Origin of the sequence: Kitasatospora sp. NPDC087315, assembly GCF_044744345.1 — a bacterium.
In the GTDB taxonomy this organism is placed as follows: Bacteria; Actinomycetota; Actinomycetes; order Streptomycetales; family Streptomycetaceae; genus Kitasatospora.
Map to the genome: position 1 here is coordinate 11,337 of NZ_JBIUYD010000022.1, position 13,704 is coordinate 25,040.

Here is a 13,704-nt window from a genome sequence, read left to right on the forward strand (position 1 = left end):
CCGGTGGGCGGCGGGCCGACCGGTATCCGGCCGGCGGGGAGCGGTCCGGCCGGGGGCCGGCGGTCGCTGGACGCGGGGGGCATACCGCCAAACTACCGCCGCGCGGCCGCCGCCCGCGTCGGTCCGAGGGCGCGCGGGGCGCAGGTCCGAGGACCTACGCCCCGGGCCGGAGCGGCACCGGAACGCCGGGGGGCGGCCCTCCCGGATCGGGGAGGGCCGCCCCGGTGGAGCGGGCGAAGGGGGTCAGCCCTTCTGCATGACCTCGGGCTCGTGGCGGCGCTGGAGGCGGGTCACGATGACGCCGATGACGACCGACATCGCGATCAGCACGCCGGCGTCGAGGAGCAGCTGGCCGACGTTGTGGCCCCAGACCGCGTCGTACTCGGGGTTCTGGAGGTCCTTGTTCCAGGGGCCCATCAGCTTGGACAGGTCCAGCGTGGTGGCGACCACGCCGACGCCCCAGCGGGCCGGCATCAGCCAGGCGAACTGCTCCAGGCCCGGCTTGCTGAAGATCTGGAAGAGGCAGCCGGTGAAGACGACCTGGATGATCGCGAACATGACCAGCAGCGGCATGGTCTTCTCGGAGGTCTTCACCAGCGCGGAGATCATCAGGCCGAACATCATCGAGGCGAAGCTCAGCAGGATCAGGCCGGTGCTCATCTCGATGATCGGCAGGCTCTTGACGATCAGCCCCTCGGAGGGCAGCTTGCGCGGCAGGAAGCCGACGGCGGAGATGACCGCGCCCTGGATCACGCTGAAGAAGCCCAGCACGATGATCTTGGACATCATGTACGCCGAGCGGGAGAGCCCGGTGGCCCGTTCCCGTTCGTAGATCGCCCGTTCCTTGATCAGCTCGCGGACCGAGTTGGCCGCCCCGGAGAAACAGGCGCCGATCGCCAGGATCAGCATGATCGTGGCGGCCCCGCTGTTGATCCCGAGCTGCGACTTCGGGTTCCTCGCCAGGCCCGCCTCGTTCGGGATCAGCACGCTGACCAGCCCGACCACCGCCGGCAGCAGGACGGAGAGCGCCAGAAAGCCCCGGTCCGAGGCGAGCACCGAGGCGTAGCGGCGGATCAGCGTCCACAGCTGCGAGCCCCAGCTCTGCGGCTTCGGCGGGCGGACCGCCTCCCGCACGATCTGGGCGGACTGCGCGGCCGCGGAGTCCACGTCCGCGGAGTACTGCTGGTAGTGCACCGAACCGCGGTAGCGGCCGGCCCAGTCGTGGTCCGGGTAGTTCTCGAAGGCCTGGAAGACATCGGCCCAGGTCTCGTACCCGAAGAAGTGCAGCGCCTCGTCCGGCGGGCCGAAGTAGGCCACCGAACCGCCCGGAGCCATCACCAGCAGCCGGTCGCAGAGCGCGAGTTCGGCCACCGAGTGGGTGACGACGAGGATGGTGCGGCCGTCGTCGGCGAGGCCGCGCAGCATCTGCATGACCTCGCGGTCCATGCCCGGGTCGAGGCCCGAGGTGGGCTCGTCCAGGAAGATCAGCGAGGGCTTGGTGAGCAGTTCCAGCGCGACCGAGACACGCTTCTGCTGGCCGCCGGAGAGCGCGGTGATCCGGTTGTCGGCGCGCTTGTCCAGGCGCAGCTCGTACAGCACCTCGTCGATCCGGGCCTCGCGCTCGCGCGCCTCGGTGTCGCCGGGGAAGCGCAGCCGGGCCGCGTACTTGAGGCCGGTGCGGACGGTCAGTTCCTTGTGCAGGATCTCCGACTGCGGCACCAGGCCGATGCGCGAGCGCAGCTCGGCGAACTGCTTGTAGAGGTTGCGGCCGTCGTAGAGGACGTCGCCGCGGTCGGCCGGGCGGTAGCCGGTGAGGGCGCGCAGCAGGGTCGACTTGCCGGAGCCGGACGGGCCGATGACGGCGACCAGCGACTTCTCCGGCACGCCGAAGCTGACGTCGTTGAGCAGGATCTTCTTGGCGCCCTTGTGCTCGACCTCGACGGTCAGGTGGCGGGCGGAGAAGGAGACGGCGCCGGTGTCGACGAACTCCTGCAGCTGGTCGCCGACCAGGACGAAGCTGGAGTGGCCGACGGTCAGCCGGTCCTGCGGGCCCATCAGCTGGCGCTGGACGGGCTGGCCGTTGAGGAAGATGCCGTTGTGGCTGCCGAGGTCGATGATCTCGTAGCGGCCGTCGGGCAGTTGGCGCAGCTCGGCGTGGTGGCGGGAGACCTGGAGGTCGGAGACCACGACGTCGTTGTCGAGCGCGCGGCCGATCCGGACGGTGCGCATGGCGGCCGTCAGGTTGCGGATGACCGTCGGCTGCGGGCCGCCGTCGTGCTGCGGCGCCTGCTGCTGCGGGAAGCCGCCGTGCGGGGGCGCCGGCGGGGCGAAGTCCTGCCGCGGCGGGAACGGCTGCTGCTGCCCGCCCCACTGCGGCGGCTGCTGCGCCGGGGGCTGCTGGACGGGCGGCTGCTGGGCCCACTGCTGCTGCACCGGGGGCTGCGGCGTCGGGGCGGCGGCGCGGCTGGTGACGGCCTCGTGCCAGGCGGGGGCCGGCGCGGCGGCCTGGGCGGGCGCGGAGAAGTTCAGCCGGGGGCCGTTCTCGGCGTTGCCGAGGTTGACCGCGGCGCCGGGGAACAGCTGGGCCTGCAGGGTGCGGGCGCCGCCGGTGTAGGTGCCGTTGGTGCTCCCGTGGTCGTCCAGCTGCCAGCCGGTTCCGTTGAAGGAGATGGTGGCGTGCTGCCAGGAGACCCTGGCATCCTCGAACGGGAAGTCCGACTGCGGGTTGCGCCCGATGCTGTAGGACCGCCCCGGCTCCAGAGTCCGCTGCTGTCCGTTGATCTCAATGACGAGTTGCGGCACTGCTCGCCTGCCCCGCTCTCTCGGTCCCCCGATTGTGACCCCGGCCGGGGCCGCGATGATCGTGAATCTGACGGGGGAATCATTCCAGCCCCTCGCCCGGGGACGAAAGTCGCCCCTGACGACTGTGACCAGGCGGAAACGATTCGCCGACGGACCCGTACCACACCCCCGCGTCACCTCTCCGTCACCCATCCGTCACCCGGGTCGTACGCACACCTCCGATACGTCCGTCCGCGAGGTGGACGGGTGCCGTGGCGGCGGCGGGCGGCGGGTAGCGTGGGGGGCACCATGAACGCATCGCCCTTGGCCGCTGAGCCGCTTCCCGCCCCGCAGCCCCGGACCGAGGACGAGCGCACCCTGCTCGTCAAGGTGTTCGGCAAGGACCGTCCCGGCATCACCGCCGGCCTCTTCACCACCCTCGCCGGGTTCGGCGTCGAGGTGATCGACATCGAGCAGGTGGTGACCCGGGGCCGGATAACGCTCTGTGCCCTGGTGACCCCCCCGGCCGGCGGCGCGCCCGGCGCCGAGGGCAGCCTGCGGGCCACCGTGCACCGCTGGGCGGAGGAGCAGAAGCTCCAGGCCGAGATCATCTCCGGCATCGGCGACAACCGGCCGCGCCGCGAGGGCCGTTCGCACGTGACCGTGCTGGGCCACCCTCTGACCGCCGCCGCGGTCTCCGCGCTGACCTCCCGGATCACCGCCTCCGGCGGCAACATCGACCGTGTCTTCCGGCTCGCCAAGTACCCGGTGACCGCCGTCGAGCTGGCCGTCTCCGGTGTCGCCACCGACGAACTGCGCGCCGAGCTGGCCCAGGAGGCGGCCACCCAGCGGGTGGACATCGCGGTGGTCAGGGCCGGCCTGGAGCGCCGGGCCAAGCGGCTGGTGGTGATGGACGTCGACTCCACGCTGATCCAGGACGAGGTGATCGAGCTGTTCGCGGCCCACGCGGGCTGCGAGGAGAAGGTCGCCGAGGTGACGGCGGCGGCGATGCGCGGCGAGCTGGACTTCGCCGAGTCGCTGCGCGCCCGGGTGGCGCTGCTGGCCGGGCTGGACGCCGGCGTGACCGAGAAGGTGCGCGCGGAGGTCCGGTTCACGCCGGGCGCGCGCACCCTGATCCGCACGCTGCAGCGGCTCGGTTTCCAGGTCGCGGTGGTCTCCGGCGGGTTCACCCAGGTCACCGACCACCTGGTGGAGCAGCTGGGGCTGGACTTCGCGGCGGCCAACACCCTGGAGGTGGTGGACGGCAGGTTCACCGGCCGGGTGGTCGGCGAGATCGTGGACCGGGCTGGCAAGGCCCGCTGGCTGGCCCGCTTCGCCGAGCAGGCGAAGGTGCCGCTGGAGCAGACGGTGGCGATCGGCGACGGCGCCAACGACCTGGACATGCTGAACGCGGCCGGGCTCGGGGTGGCGTTCAACGCCAAGCCGGTGGTGCGCGAGGCCGCGGACACCGCGGTGAACGTGCCGTTCCTGGACACCGTGCTGTACCTGCTGGGCATCACCCGCGAGGAGGTCGAGGCGGCCGACGCGCTGGACGGTACGCCGACCGAGTAGCGCGCGGCCGGCCGGGCGGGCCCCGGGACGGACGAGAGGGGCCCGAGGAGCACTCCTCGGGCCCCTCTCCCCCGAGGTCAGTCCTGCGGCGTGAAGTAGGAGACCAGCGCGGCCACGCCCGGCTCGACGCCCTTCCACGAACCGCTGAAGCTGAGCACCGCGATGGCGGCGGTCGGGAAGCCGCCGAGCCGCAGCCGTTCCAGCGCCTCCCGGTCGCCCTCGTCCCCGGCCAGCACCTGGGTCAGCCCGAGCACTCCGGGGTTGTGGCCGACCAGGACCAGGTCGGCGTACTCCTCCGGGGTCTCCTGGATGACGGTGATGATCTCGCCGGGGCTGGCCTCGTACACCCGCTCCTCGTACACCGTCTTGCGCGACCGCTTGGGCAGTTCGTGCGCGGCGAGCTTCCAGGTCTCGCGGGCGCGCAGAGCGGTGGAGCAGAGCACGTAGTCGGGGTTGATGCCGGAGTCGGCGAGCCAGCGGCCGGAATCCGGGGCCTGGTGGCGGCCCCGGTCGGCCAGCGGCCGCTCGTGGTCGTCGACGCCGTTGGGCCAGTCGGCCTTGGCATGGCGGAGAACGATGATCCTGCGGGGCGTGTCGGCGCTCATACCCAGCAAGCTTGGCAGAAAAGCCGCTGCGGGGCGCGGTGCTGCCCGATGGCGCCACCCTGAGGGGTGCAGGGTGTCATGATGCGCCGTTCGCCGGGGTTCGTCCGCCGGACGGGCGCCGGACGGCCGGGGCGCCGAGGGGCGTCCCGGGTACGGCGCGCCCGGTCAGCCCAGGCTCTGGGCGACGCTGGCGACGATCACCAGCAGGACCACGATGCCGACGATCGCCGCGGCGATCTGGCCGAGCTTCTTGTGGCCGTCGGTGGGGTTGGGATCAAGTACGGGCATGACCGGATTCTCCCACCCCGGTCATGCCCGTCGGTCACCGACCCCTCGGTGTTGGTCAGTTCTTGACCGGGACCGCGGCCGGGTGGACCGCCTCGTCCTCGATGTGCCGGGCCATCGCGGCCCGCAGGCCGAACAGCATCTGCGGCACCAGCAGCAGGGCCAGGAAGCCCAGCGGCAGGTACCACTCGCCGGTGGCCTGGTAGAGCCGGCCGATCAGGATCGGGCCGGGGATGGAGATCAGGTAGCCGACGCCCTGGGCGAAGGCGGAGAGCTGGGCCACCCCGCCGGCCGTCCGAGCGCGCAGCCCGATCATGGTCAGCACCAGCGGGAACGCGCAGTTGGAGAGGCCGACCAGGACCGCCCAGGCCCAGGAGGCGGAGGCGGGGGCCAGCGCCAGGCCGGTGTACCCGGCGATGCCGCAGGCGGCGAGCACCACGACGAACAGCCGCTGGTCGCCCCGGCGGGCGGCGAGGTTGGGCAGCACGAAGGAGACCGGCACGCCGATCGCCATGGTGATCGCCAGCAGCACCCCGGAGGCGCTCTCGGAGACGCCGGAGTCCTGGAAGATCTTCGGGAGCCAGCCCATCACCACGTAGGCGCCGGTGGCCTGGAGGCCGAAGAAGCAGGCCATCGCCCAGGCGGTCCGGCTGCGGGTGATCGGCAGCCGGACGATGGTCGTGCCGCCGGCCTTGTCGCCGCGCTCGCGCCGGGACAGCATGACGGGCAGCCAGAGCAGCAGGGCGAGCGCGCCGAGCGCGGCCCAGACGCCCAGGCCCACCCGCCAGTCGCCGCCGAGCGAGCTGGTCAGCGGCACGGTGACGGCGGCGGCCAGCGCGGTGCCGGCCGACAGCGACATGGAGTAGAGGCCGATCATCGGGCCGACCTTCTCCGGGAAGTACCGCTTGATCACCACGGGGATCAGCACGTTGGAGACCGCCACACCGGCCAGCGCCAGCGCGGTCAGCAGCAGGAAGACCGCCGTGCCGCCGGCGAACGAGCGGGCCAGCACGCCCGCGGTGATCGCGCCCATGCCGGCGGTGATCACCGCGATCGGCCCGGCCTTGCGGGCCATGCCCGGCGCGGCGAAGCCGAACAGGGCGAAGCAGAGCGAGGGGACGGCGGTGAGCAGGCCGGCCAGCGTCGGGTTCATCCCGAGGTCGGCACGGACCTGGTCGAGCAGCGGCCCGAGGCTGGTGACCACGGGGCGGAGGTTGAAGGCGGCGACGGCGATCGCGACGGCGAACAACCAGCCGACGCGCGTGCCACGGGTGGCGGGGGGCCGCTCGGTCTGCGGCCGGGCCTCGGTTCGGGAGGAGGCGGTGGTGTCTGCTGCGGGAGGCATGGGAGCCATCATAGAATGATGGGATGAATTAGCGCATCCTCGAATTGGCATGATGTCCCGACCCACCCGTCGGTCCGGCCCACCCGTCTGCCGCCGGCCCCCGCCGATCCCGAATCCGCAAGGAGTCCCCCGTGGCGCTGTCCTCGCCGAGACGCACCCCGCTGTCCGATCAGGTGATCTCGCAGCTGCGCGCCCAGATCACCTCGGGCGAATGGCCCGTCGGCTCGCGCATCCCGACCGAGGCCGCGCTGGTCGAGCAGCTCGGAGTGGCCCGCAACACCGTCCGCGAGGCCGTCCGCGCCCTCGCCCACAACGGCCTGCTGGACATCCGCCAGGGCTCCGGCACCTACGTCCTGGCCACCAGCGAGCTGGCCGGCGTGATGCACCGCCGCTTCGCCGACGCCGACCTGGCCCAGGTCGCCGAGCTGCGGGTCACCCTGGAGGCCTCGGCGGCCGGGCTGGCCGCCACCCGCCGCACCGAGCGCGACCTCGGCCTGCTGGAGGCCACTCTGGCCCGCCGTGAGGACGCCTGGCGCTCCGGCGACGCCGAGGACTTCGTCCAGGCCGACGCCGCCTTCCACCAGGCCGTCGTCGCCGCCGCCCACAACGACGTGCTCGCCGCCGTCTACGCCGACCTCGGCGAGGTCACCCGGGCCCATCTGCGCCACGACGTCGGCCCCGAGCTGATCGCCGAGCGCTACCTCGGCCACGACCGGATCGTGGACGCCATCCGGGCCGGCGACCCCCACCGCGCCTCGGACGAGGCCGGCCGCGCCATCGGCGCCTGCACCCCGGCCGAGGCCTGACCCGGTCCCGGCTCCCGGGTTCCCGCGCCCGGCAACCCCGGGCCGGACAGCCCCTGGTGAGAGCGGGCCCCGGCCCTGCCGCCCGAAGCGGCGAAGAACGCGACCCGCCCGGTACCCCTTGCGAGGGATACCGGGCGGGTCGGGTGTGGGACCGGGTGCGCCGCCGCCGTCAGGCGCCGATCGCGTGCAGGCCGCCGTCCACGTGGACGATCTCGCCGGTGGTCTTGGGGAACCAGTCGGAGAGCAGGGCCACGACGCCGCGGCCGGCCGGCTCCGGGTCGGTCAGGTCCCACTTCAGCGGGGAACGGCTGTCCCAGGTGGCGGCCAGGTCGCCGAAGCCCGGGATGGACTTGGCGGCCATCGAGCCGATCGGGCCGGCCGAGACCAGGTTCACCCGGATGTTGCGGGAGCCGAGGTCACGGGCCATGTAGCGGGAGGTGGCCTCCAGCGCGGCCTTGGCCGGGCCCATCCAGTCGTACTTCGGCCAGGCGAACTGGGCGTCGAAGGTCAGGCCGACCACCGAGCCGCCGTCCTGCATCAGCGGCAGCAGCGCCGTGGTGAGCGACTTCAGCGAGAACGCCGAGACGTGCATGGCGGTCGCCACGGACTCCCACGGGGTGTTCAGGAAGTTGCCGCCCAGGGCGTCCTGCGGGGCGAAGCCGATCGAGTGGACGATGCCGTCCAGGCTCGGCAGGTGCTCGCGGACCTGGTCGGCGATGCCCGCCAGCTGCTCCTCGCTGGAGACGTCCAGCTCCAGCACCTTGACCGGCTTCGGCAGCTTCTTGGCGATGCGCTCGGTCAGGCTCGGCCGCGGGAACGCGGTGAGGATGATCTCGGCGCCCTGCTCCTGGGCGAGCTTCGCGGTGTGGAAGGCGATGGAGGACTCCATCAGCACACCGGTGATCAGGATCCGCTTGCCCTCAAGGATTCCACTCATGATCAGTGACCCATGCCCAATCCGCCGTCGACGGGAATGACGGCTCCGGTGATGTACGCGGCCTCGTCCGAACCGAGGAACCGCACGGTGGAGGCGACCTCGGCGGGCGCCGCGTAGCGGCCCAGCGGCACGCCCGAGACGATCTCCGCACGGCGCTCGTCGCTGAGCACCGCGGTCATGTCGGTGTCCACGAAGCCGGGGGCGACCACGTTGACGGTGATGTTGCGCGGGCCGAGCTCGCGCGCCAGCGACCGGGCGAACCCGACCAGGCCGGCCTTGGAGGCGGCGTAGTTGGCCTGACCCGGCGAGCCGGAGAGGCCGACCACCGAGGAGATCAGGACAACACGGCCCTTGCGCGCCCGCATCATCAGCTTGGAGGCGCGCTTGACCACCCGGAACGTGCCGGTCAGGTTGGTGTCCAGGACGGAGGTGAAGTCCTCCTCGGACATGCGCAGCAGCAGGGTGTCGTGGGTGATGCCCGCGTTCGCGACCAGCACCTCGACCGCGCCGTGCTTGGCCTCGACCTCGGTGAACGCCGCATCGACCTGCGCGGCGTCGGTGATGTCGCAGCGCACCGCGAGGACCTCGTACTTCTCCAGCGCCTCGGGTACCTCACCCGAGCGGCTGGTGATGGCGACCTTGTCGCCCGCCTCGGCGAAGGCCAGGGCGATCGCGAGGCCGATGCCCCGGTTTCCTCCGGTGACGAGAACCGAGCGGCTCAACGATCCACCTCTCTCCGTTGGATCCGCGTACGGCGAAACGCGCACGCAGTGTGACGGTATCGGTCGGCCCGGGGCGGCGACGAATCGGTCTCCCACAGCGCCTTACCGGCGGAACTGTCGCAATCCGACAATCCGCGTCCGAGGCGGCGGCCGGCCGCCTCCAGGTCGTTGTGCTGCCGCGGTCCCGCCGTTGTCGTGTCCGCTGTCGTATCCGCTGTCGTGATCCGCGGAACGGGAACAACAGGGACGGCCGGGAACAACACGGGCGGGCACGCCCGTTGCCCCGGTGGTGCGGGACAACCCGGGGCCGGCCGTACCGACTTCTGGACGGGCCCCGCCGTGCGGGGCCCGGCGCCCCGGCGACGAACGAAGGCAGAGCACGGATGAGCGAGGCACAGCCCGGTACCACCCGCCGGCGCGGACGACTGCTGGCACTGGCCGTCCTGGCGGCCGGCGCGGGAGCGGCCGCCTGGTCGCTGCGCGGCCTGCCGGCGGCGTTCGGGCGGCGACCGGACGGCGACCGCGAGGAGCGGGTGCGCGACTCGCCGCAGTACCGCGACGGGGTCTTCCACAACGCGCCCTCCACGCTGGCCCGGGCCGGGTCCGCCCCCGACTTCGACCGGGACACCGCGCGCCGGATGCTGTTCCAGCGCGAGGGCCGGGTACCCGCCAACCCGGTCCCGACCGTCCGCCCGGCCGACGGGTCGCGCCCGGCCGCCGAGGGCGTGGAGATCACCTGGTACGGACACGCGTCCGCCCTGGTGGAGATCGAGGGCTCCCGGGTCCTGCTCGACCCGGTCTGGAGCGACCGCTGCTCCCCCGCCGCGCACATCGGCCCCAAGCGGCTGCACCCGGTGCCGGTGGAGCTGGAGGAACTGCCGCGGGTCGACGCGGTGCTGATCTCCCACGACCACTACGACCACCTGGACATGGCGACGGTCAAGCGTCTCGTCCGCAGCCAGTCCGCGCCGTTCGCGGTCCCGCTGGGCATCGGCGGCCACCTGCGCCGCTGGGGCGTCCCGGAGCACCGGATCATCGAACTGGACTGGGACGAGACCTGCACCCTCGGCGAACTGGTGCTCACCCTGACCTCCGCCCACCACTTCTCCGGCCGCGGCCTCACCCGCAACACCACCCTCTGGGGTTCCTGGGTGATCGCCGGGCCCACCCGCAAGGTCTTCTACACCGGGGACTCCGGCTACTTCGAGGGCTACGCGAAAATCGGCGACCAGCACGGCCCGTTCGACGCCGCCCTGGTGCAGATCGGCGCGTACGACGCGGCCTGGGCCGACATCCACATGACGCCCGAGGACGCCGTCCGTGCCCACCGCGACCTCGACGCGGGCCTGCTGGTGCCGGTCCACTGGTGCACCTTCAACCTGGGCCTGCACCCGTGGGCCGAGCCGGTCGAGCGGCTGCTCGTCGAGGCCAAGGCGCAGGCCGTCCCGCTGGCGGTGCCGCGCCCCGGCGAGCGGGTGGACGTCGACTGCCCGCCGGAGCTGGACGGCTGGTGGGAGAGCGTCTCCTGACGCACGGCCCGGAAGGTCCCCGCGGCGCCCGCGACCGGCGCGTGTCACCGGGAAAATGAGCTGGCCGAAACCCCATGGACGGGAAATGATTCGGTGCGGGCATCCCTGTGCGGGGTGCCCGCACCGCCATCCCCCCGACCAGGGAGCCCGATTGACTCCGAAGCCTCCGACCAGCAGCGCCGGTGCCCCGCACGGGCGCGCCGTCGACGCGCTGTTCCTCGCCTACCCGCTGCGCACCCTCGCCGACGCGGCGCTCACCCGGGCCCGTGAACTCGGCGCCGCCCACGCCGACTTCCGTCTGGAGCGGGTCCGCAGCGCCTCCTGGCGGCTGCGCGACGCCCGCCCGGCCGGCACCTCCGACAGCGTCCAGCTGGGCTTCGCCGTCCGGGTGCTTCTGGACGGCGTCTGGGGCTTCGCCGCCGGGGTGGACCTCACCCCCGCCGCGGCGGCCGGGGTCGCCGAGCAGGCCGTCGCGGTGGCCCGGCTCTCCGGCGGGATCAGCCGCGCGGCAGGCTCGAAGGAGCTCGTCGAGCTGGCGGACGAACCGGTCCACCCGGACGTCACCTGGGTCTCCTCCTACGAGGTGAACCCCTTCGAGGTGCCGGACGCCGAGAAGACGGCCCTGCTCGCCGACTGGAGCTCCCGGCTGCTCGCCGCCGAGGGCGTCTCGCACGTCCAGGCCACGCTGCTGACGGTCCAGGAGAACAAGTTCTACGCGGACACCGCCGGCACCGTCACCACCCAGCAGCGGATCCGGTTGCACCCCACGGTCCAGGCCACCTCGGTCGACGAGCGCACCGGGGCCTTCGACTCGATGCGCACCCTGGCCCCGCCGGCCGGGCGCGGCTGGGAGTACCTGACGGGCACCGGCTGGGACTGGAACGCCGAGCTGGCCGAACTGCCCGTCCTGCTGGCCGAGAAGATGAAGGCGCCGAGCGTCGAAGCCGGCCGCTACGACCTGGTCGTCGACCCGTCCAACCTCTGGCTGACCATCCACGAGTCGATCGGCCACGCCACCGAACTGGACCGCGCGCTGGGCTACGAGGCCGCCTACGCCGGCACCTCCTTCGCCACCTTCGACCGGCTGGGGTCGCTCCGGTACGGCTCCGAACTGATGCACGTCACCGGCGACCGGACCGCCGAACACGGCCTCTCCACCATCGGCTACGACGACGAGGGCGTCGCCACCCAGTCCTGGGACCTGGTCCGGGACGGCATCCTGGTCGGCTACCAGCTCGACCGGAGCATGGCCAGACTGAAGGGCTTCGAGCGCTCCAACGGCTGCGCCTTCGCCGACTCCCCCGCCCATGTGCCGGTCCAGCGGATGGCCAACGTCTCGCTCCAGCCGGCCGCCGACGGCCCCGACACCCAGGGGCTGTTCGCGGGCGTGGAGAACGGCCTGTACATCGTCGGCGACCGTTCCTGGTCGATCGACATGCAGAGGTACAACTTCCAGTTCACCGGCCAGCGCGCGTACGCCATCAGGAACGGCGAACTCGCCGGCCAGGTCAAGGACTTCGCCTACCAGGCCACCACCACCGACTTCTGGGGCTCGATGGCGGCCGTCGGCGGCCCGCAGACCTACGTGCTCGGCGGCGCCTTCAACTGCGGCAAGGCGCAGCCCGGCCAGATCGCGGCGGTCAGCCACGGCTGCCCCTCGGCGCTGTTCCGCAACGTCAACGTGCTCAACACCCAGCAGGAGGCGGGTCACTGATGACCGCGACGCAACCCCACGAACTCGTCGAGCTGGCGCTCGGCCTCTCCCTCGCCGACGGCTGCGTGGTGATCGCCGACGAGGAGTCCACCGCCAACCTCCGCTGGGCCGGCAACGCGCTGACCACCAACGGCGTCACCCGGGGCCGCGGGCTCACCGTGATCGCCACGGTGGCCGGCGCCGAGGGCACCGCCTCCGGCGTGGTCTCCCGCGAGGCCGTCGCGCCGGACGAGGTGGAGAGCCTGGTCCGGGCCGCCGAGGAGGCCGCCCGCGCGGCCGGCCCGGCCGAGGACGCCCAGCCCCTGGTGGCCGACCGGCCGTCCTCGCCCGGCTTCACCGAACCGCCCGCCGAGACCTCGATCGAGGTGTTCGCGGCCTTCGCGCCCGCCCTCGGCGAGGCCTTCGCCCGGGCCGCCGCCCAGGGCGAGCTGCTGTACGGCTTCGCCCGGCACGAGATGGTCTCCAGCTACCTGGGCACCTCCACCGGCCTGCGGCTGCGCCACGACCAGCCCACCGGCATGGTCGAGCTGAACGCCAAGACCGCCGACCTCTCCGGCTCGGCCTGGGCGGGCGCCGGCACCCGGGACTTCACCGACGTCGACGTCACCGAACTGCACGCCCAGCTGACCAGGCGGCTCGCCTGGGGAGCCCGGAGGATCGACCTGCCGGCCGGCCGGTACGAGACCCTGCTGCCGCCCTCGGCGGTGGCCGACCTGCTGGTGTACATGAGCTGGTCCTCCGGCGGCCGGGACGCGGCCGAGGGCCGGACGGTCTTCTCCCGGCCCGGCGGGGGCACCCGGATCGGCGACAAGCTCGCCGGCCTGCCGCTGACGCTGCGCTCCGACCCGGCCGAACCGGGCCTGGAGACGGCGCCGTTCGTGCTGGCGCACTCCAGCGGCGGGGACTCCTCGGTCTTCGACAACGGCCTGGAGCTCACCGCCACCGAGTGGATCCGCGAGGGCGTGCTGACCGATCTGGTCACCACCCGGCACTCCGCCGCGCTGACCGGCCTGGCGCTGCGGCCGGCCGGGGACAACCTCGTCCTGGAGACCGCCGACCAGGCGTCCGCGCCGACCCTGGACGAGATGATCGCCCGCACCGAGCGCGGCCTGCTGCTCACCTGCCTCTGGTACATCCGCGAGGTGGATCCGGCGACGCTGCTGCTCACCGGCCTCACCCGGGACGGCGTGTACCTGGTGGAGAACGGCGAGGTCGTCGGCGCGGTGAACAACTTCCGGTTCAACGAGTCGCCGGTCGACCTGCTCGGCCGGATCACCGAGGTGGGCCGCACCGAGCGCTGCCTGCCGCGGGAGTGGAGCGACTGGTTCACCCGGGCCGCGATGCCGCCGGTGCGGGTCCCGGATTTCAACATGAGTTCGGTCAGCCAGGCGTCCTAGGGCGCCAGACC

At 72.7% G+C, this 13,704-nt stretch carries 11 protein-coding genes; 5 read left to right on the forward strand and 6 right to left on the reverse strand.

Features of this window, described 5'->3' with window-relative positions; all coding sequences use genetic code 11:
- Positions 1 to 243: 243 nt before the first annotated feature.
- Positions 244 to 2,802 (reverse strand): FHA domain-containing protein, encoded by a 2,559-nt coding sequence (locus ACIO5D_RS28155; protein ID WP_400798629.1) that lies wholly within the window; start codon positions 2,800 to 2,802, stop codon positions 244 to 246.
- A 288-nt stretch (positions 2,803 to 3,090) separates the two neighbouring features.
- Between ACIO5D_RS28155 and serB the strand changes: the two genes are divergently transcribed.
- Positions 3,091 to 4,353 carry a phosphoserine phosphatase SerB gene (gene serB, locus ACIO5D_RS28160; protein ID WP_363607925.1) on the forward strand — a complete coding sequence of 421 codons (1,263 nt, stop codon included), beginning with the start codon at positions 3,091 to 3,093 and terminating at the stop codon, positions 4,351 to 4,353.
- A gap of 77 nt (positions 4,354 to 4,430) precedes the next feature.
- On the opposite strand, the gene ACIO5D_RS28165 is transcribed toward serB, so the two are convergent.
- The 3 genes from ACIO5D_RS28165 to ACIO5D_RS28175 form a co-directional block, all read right to left on the reverse strand.
- Positions 4,431 to 4,958, reverse strand: coding sequence for a histidine phosphatase family protein (locus ACIO5D_RS28165; RefSeq protein WP_363607926.1), 528 nt, complete (start codon positions 4,956 to 4,958; stop codon positions 4,431 to 4,433).
- A 165-nt stretch (positions 4,959 to 5,123) separates the two neighbouring features.
- Positions 5,124 to 5,246 (reverse strand): SGM_5486 family transporter-associated protein, encoded by a 123-nt coding sequence (locus ACIO5D_RS28170; RefSeq protein ID WP_363607927.1) that lies wholly within the window; start codon positions 5,244 to 5,246, stop codon positions 5,124 to 5,126.
- Between the two features lie 55 nt (positions 5,247 to 5,301).
- Entirely contained in the window at positions 5,302 to 6,588 is a 1,287-nt protein-coding gene (locus tag ACIO5D_RS28175) for an MFS transporter (RefSeq protein ID WP_400798632.1), read from the reverse strand.
- A gap of 131 nt (positions 6,589 to 6,719) precedes the next feature.
- Here ACIO5D_RS28175 and ACIO5D_RS28180 point away from each other — a divergent pair, with 131 nt between their 5' ends.
- Positions 6,720 to 7,394 (forward strand): FadR/GntR family transcriptional regulator, encoded by a 675-nt coding sequence (locus tag ACIO5D_RS28180; RefSeq protein WP_363607929.1) that lies wholly within the window; start codon positions 6,720 to 6,722, stop codon positions 7,392 to 7,394.
- Between the two features lie 169 nt (positions 7,395 to 7,563).
- Here ACIO5D_RS28180 and fabI read toward each other — a convergent pair whose 3' ends face one another.
- Together fabI and fabG are read right to left on the reverse strand one after the other, a co-directional pair.
- Complete coding sequence (gene fabI, locus ACIO5D_RS28185; RefSeq protein ID WP_363607930.1) at positions 7,564 to 8,331, reverse strand: enoyl-ACP reductase FabI; 768 nt, start codon at positions 8,329 to 8,331, stop codon at positions 7,564 to 7,566.
- 2 nt (positions 8,332 to 8,333) lie between these two features.
- Entirely contained in the window at positions 8,334 to 9,053 is a 720-nt protein-coding gene (gene fabG, locus ACIO5D_RS28190; RefSeq protein ID WP_363607931.1) for a 3-oxoacyl-[acyl-carrier-protein] reductase, read from the reverse strand.
- Positions 9,054 to 9,436: 383 nt separating this feature from the next.
- Here fabG and ACIO5D_RS28195 point away from each other — a divergent pair, with 383 nt between their 5' ends.
- The 3 genes from ACIO5D_RS28195 (at position 9,437) to ACIO5D_RS28205 (ending at position 13,693) form a co-directional block, all read left to right on the forward strand.
- Positions 9,437 to 10,582 carry an MBL fold metallo-hydrolase gene (locus tag ACIO5D_RS28195; protein WP_400798634.1) on the forward strand — a complete coding sequence of 382 codons (1,146 nt, stop codon included), beginning with the start codon at positions 9,437 to 9,439 and terminating at the stop codon, positions 10,580 to 10,582.
- A gap of 151 nt (positions 10,583 to 10,733) precedes the next feature.
- On the forward strand, positions 10,734 to 12,296 hold the full coding sequence (locus ACIO5D_RS28200) for a TldD/PmbA family protein (protein ID WP_400798636.1): 1,563 nt from the start codon (positions 10,734 to 10,736) through the stop codon (positions 12,294 to 12,296).
- Positions 12,296 to 13,693: a metallopeptidase TldD-related protein gene (locus ACIO5D_RS28205; RefSeq protein WP_400798638.1), complete on the forward strand. Its 1,398-nt coding sequence runs from the start codon at positions 12,296 to 12,298 to the stop codon at positions 13,691 to 13,693. Before ACIO5D_RS28200 ends, ACIO5D_RS28205 begins: the two co-directional genes overlap by 1 nt.
- Positions 13,694 to 13,704: the final 11 nt, after the last annotated feature.